Below are 3,934 nucleotides of genomic sequence, written 5' to 3' on the forward strand. Positions count from 1 at the left end.
AGGCGAAAACCCCGGAGGCGAGGAGCCGGGCGACGGCGAGACCGAACCGGCTCTCCCCGAGGGCACCCCGACCTTCTCCGGCACGTCCGTCGAGTTCGAGTTCCTCAACGGCCGACTCGTCACGACGCACTACGCGATCGCCGTCTCCGGCACTGCCGGCCCAACACTCGGCGCATCGCCCGGTGGCGGCACTGACTCTTCCGTGCTCACGCCGACCGCCGACGACCCGACCCTCGGGTACGGAAGCATCGACCTGCGCCCCACACTCTCGGAACTCTGCAGCGATGCGACCGTCGAGTTCTTCTACACGACCGAGACCGAGACCGGTTCGGCATCGAGCGCCACCCTCTCTCAGCTGTGGGACATCCGAGACCTGCCGCTCTTCGACGTCGCCTGCCTGCTCGCCGACGAGGCGCCGGCTGACGAGGCCGCCGCAACGGTGCCCGAGGCCACGCCCGCATCGCCGGTCGACACCGCTCCGGTCGACGAGGCTCCGGTCGACGAGGCACGGACAGAAGAGGCCCCGGTCGACGCTGCTCCCGCTCCTGTCGAGCAGCCGGCTGAGGCTCCCGTCGAGTCACCGGCCCCCGTGACGGCGGTCCCGACCGAGACGACGGCGCCCGAAGACCGGGCTGCCGTCGACGCGCCCGCAGCGCCGGTCGACGAGGGTGTTCCCGCGCTCTGACCCGCCATCGGCGGCGAATAGACTGGATCCATGACCCAGGATCCCGTCTCCGTCCCCGGCGTCGACCGCCCCAGCTTCGCTGTGCTCGACATCGTCCGATCGATCGTCCTGGTCGTCGCCATCGGCTCTCTCGCCCTGTGGGGATTCGCCACCTGGCCGTTCCCGTGGAACCTGGTGCTCGGCATCGGCGCTCCCCTCGTCGTGATCCTCGTCTGGGCGCTCTTCCTGTCGCCGCGCCCCGTGCTGCGACTGCACCCGTTCCTGCGCGCCGCCGTCGAACTGCTCATCTACGTCGGCGTCACGATCGCCTGGTGGCTGATGGACCAGCCGATCATCGGCGTCGCGTTCGCCGTCGTCGCGGTGGGAACGGGCGTGGTCAGCGGGCGTCGTCGCATCGCATGAGCACCCTCGACCTGCTCGTCTCCGCCCTCGGCACTCTCGTCGACACCGACCCGTCGTCGCTCGAGGAGGCTCGCGCCGACCACTCGGGGCACGCGGCCCCCGGCAGACCGCTCGCGGTCGTGCACGCCGAGGCCGTCGAACACGTCCAGACCGTCATGCGCATCGCCACCGAGTCCCGCACTCCCGTCGTGGTCCGAGGGGCAGGCACCGGCCTCGCCGGAGCCGCGAACGGCGGAGACGGTGAGATCGTGCTCTCCACCAGGCGCATGACCGCGGTCCACGAGATCCGCGCAGACGATCTGCTCGCCGTGGTCGAACCCGGCATCCTCAATGCCGATCTCAACGACCTGCTGGCCGAACACGGCCTGTGGTGGGCACCCGACCCCGCCAGCCGCGCCATCTCGACCGTGGGCGGCAATATCGCCACCGGCGCCGGCGGCCTGCTCTGCGCCAAGTACGGGGTGGTGAGAGATGCGGTGCTGGGTCTCGATCTCGTGCTCGCCGACGGCCGCCTGATGCACCTCGGGCACCGCAGCGTGAAGGGCGTGACGGGTCTCGATCTCACCTCGCTGGTCATCGGATCCGAGGGCACGCTCGGCGTCGTCGTGGGCGCGACCCTGAAGCTCCGGCGCCTGGTCGAAGGGACGACCTGCACCATCACCGCGACGTTCCCGGATGTGCGCACCGCTGCCGCCGCGTCCGCCGCGGTCACCGCCTCGGGCATCCAGCCGGCCATCATGGAGCTCATGGACTCCGCGAGCCTGGCCGCCGTCCCCGCGCTGCTGCAGCTGCCCTTCCCCGCGCCCGGCAGCGCGCAGCTGACGATCCAGACCGACGGCCCCGCATCCGTCGCCGAGGCGACCACGATCGCGACGATCCTCGAGGCGCACGACGGCGCGACGCAGGTCTCGCACGACCGTGACGAGGGCGAGCGGCTGCTGGCCATCCGCCGCGCCATGCATCCGGCGATGTCCGCTCTCGGCACGACCCTCATCGAGGACGTCTCGGTGCCGCGCAGCGCGATGCCCGCGATGTTCGACGAGATCGCGCGCATCGAGAAGGCCTATTCGATGGCGATCCCGACCGTGGCGCATGCGGGTGACGGCAACCTGCACCCGAACTTCATCTTCGAGGGCACCGAGCCCCCGGCTGAGGTGTGGGCGGCCGCAGACGAGCTGTTCCGGGCTGCGATCGCTCTCGGCGGCACTCTCACGGGTGAGCACGGAATCGGCACGCTGAAGAGCCGCTGGCTGGCCGACGAGCTCGGCGACGACCAGTGGGAGCTGCAGCGGCAGATCACCCGCGTCTTCGACCCGCTCGGCATCCTCAACCCCGGCAAGGTCTTCGCCGTCGATGCCTGACATCCACGTCAGCGCCGCCGTGATCGTCGACGATGCCGGCCGCGTGCTCGTCGTGCGCAAGCAGGGTACGACGAGGTTCATGCAGCCCGGCGGCAAGCCCGAACCGGGCGAGACGCCGTCGCAGACACTGATCAGGGAGCTGCACGAAGAACTCGGCTTGACGCTCGACGAGGCCGATCTCGAACCGCTCGGCACTTTCGTGTCGGAGGCGGCGAACGAACCGGGTCACCGCGTCGTCGCCGAGGCCTTCTCGGTCTCGATCGCACGAGCCGAGGTGGTCGTGCAGGCCGAGCTCGCGGAGCTGCGCTGGATCACCCCTGCCGATGCCGAGACGCTGCCTCTGGCGCCGCTGAGCACCGAGCACCTGCTCCCGCTCGCCTGGCCCGGATCGGGGCGCTGAGCGCGATCAGCTGACCGCGATCAGATGCCTTGCCAGTCGGGCTTGTTGGCGTACGTGTAGCGGTAGTAGTCGGCGAGCCTGAGGCGCGACGCCGCGGCCTCGTCGACGACGACCGTGGCGTGCGGGTGCAGTTGGATCGCCGAGCCGGGAAGGATCGCCGAGAGTGGGCCCTCGACCGCATCCGCCACCGCCTGCGCCTTGCCCTCGCCGAACGCCAGCAGCACGAGGTGACGTGCCCTCAGGATGGTGCCGAGGCCCTGGGTGATGCAGTGCCGGGGCACATCGTCGATCGAGTCGAAGAAGCGTGCGTTGTCTTCACGGGTCTGCTCGGTCAGCGTCTTCACGCGCGTCCGAGAAGCGAACGACGAACCGGGCTCGTTGAACCCGATGTGGCCGTCGGTGCCGATGCCGAGGATCTGCAGGTCGACTCCCCCGGCCGCGTCGATGGCGGTCTCGTAGTCGTCACCCGCGTGCTGGATCGTGGCCTGCGCGCCGTTCGGCACGTGGATGCGTCGCGGGTCGAGGCCCAGCGGCTCGACGACGTCACGGGTGATGACCGACCGGTAGCTCTCGGGGTGCGCCGGGTCGAGCCCGACGTATTCGTCGAGGGCGAAGCCGCGCACCGGCAAGACGTCGCGCCCTGCCAGTCGCGAGCGCAGCGCCTGGTACACCGGAAGCGGGGTCGACCCGGTCGCGAGGCCGAGCACCGCATCCGGGCGGCCGTCGATCAGCTCGACGATCTCTGCCGCGACGAGGGCTCCTGCGGCGTCGGCGTTCTCGACGATGACGACTTCAGCCATGGGACACGATCTCCTTCGAGGGGGTGGATGCGCCGACGACCGCGGCGCCGAAAGCGGCCGCGGGGGAACCGGCGGGAAGCAGTTCGACGCGCTCGTCCAGGTGCAGCGAGCGCATGAAGGGCGAGGCGGCGGCGCCGTCCTGCAGAGCGGCCCGCACCCCGGCGAGCAGCCGGTCACCGAGAGCGGTGAGGCCACCGCCGATGATCACGCGCTCGACGTCTGCCGAGAGCACGAGGGCCCGCATGGCAGCGGCCGCGCCGTGGCAGAGATCGGCACGCACGCCGGC

General features: G+C 70.7%; 4 protein-coding genes and 2 pseudogenes. 4 read left to right on the forward strand and 2 right to left on the reverse strand.

Going from position 1 to position 3,934, the window contains the following annotated elements:
• The 4 genes and pseudogenes from J7E68_RS17690 to J7E68_RS17705 all read left to right on the forward strand — a co-directional run.
• Positions 1–685: pseudogene (locus J7E68_RS17690) on the forward strand (hypothetical protein); the annotation flags it as partial.
• A gap of 30 nt (positions 686–715) precedes the next feature.
• Positions 716–1,087, forward strand: a complete 372-nt coding sequence (locus J7E68_RS17695) for a YrdB family protein (protein WP_215174825.1) — start codon at positions 716–718, stop codon at positions 1,085–1,087.
• Positions 1,084–2,448 carry an FAD-binding oxidoreductase gene (locus J7E68_RS17700; protein ID WP_215174826.1) on the forward strand — a complete coding sequence of 455 codons (1,365 nt, stop codon included), beginning with the start codon at positions 1,084–1,086 and terminating at the stop codon, positions 2,446–2,448. Before J7E68_RS17695 ends, J7E68_RS17700 begins: the two co-directional genes overlap by 4 nt.
• Positions 2,441–2,848 (forward strand): NUDIX domain-containing protein, encoded by a 408-nt coding sequence (locus J7E68_RS17705; RefSeq protein ID WP_215174827.1) that lies wholly within the window; start codon positions 2,441–2,443, stop codon positions 2,846–2,848. The genes J7E68_RS17700 and J7E68_RS17705 overlap by 8 nt, the downstream gene beginning before the upstream one ends.
• A gap of 20 nt (positions 2,849–2,868) precedes the next feature.
• Here the strand turns inward: J7E68_RS17705 and nagB are convergent, their stop codons facing one another.
• Complete coding sequence (gene nagB / locus J7E68_RS17710) at positions 2,869–3,648, reverse strand: glucosamine-6-phosphate deaminase (RefSeq protein WP_215174828.1); 780 nt, start codon at positions 3,646–3,648, stop codon at positions 2,869–2,871.
• A pseudogene (locus tag J7E68_RS17715) lies at positions 3,641–3,934 on the reverse strand (ROK family protein); the annotation flags it as partial. The gene nagB and the pseudogene J7E68_RS17715, both read right to left, overlap by 8 nt.

The sequence above is a fragment of the Microbacterium sp. ISL-103 genome, from assembly GCF_018613995.1.
In the GTDB taxonomy this organism is placed as follows: Bacteria; Actinomycetota; Actinomycetes; order Actinomycetales; family Microbacteriaceae; genus Microbacterium.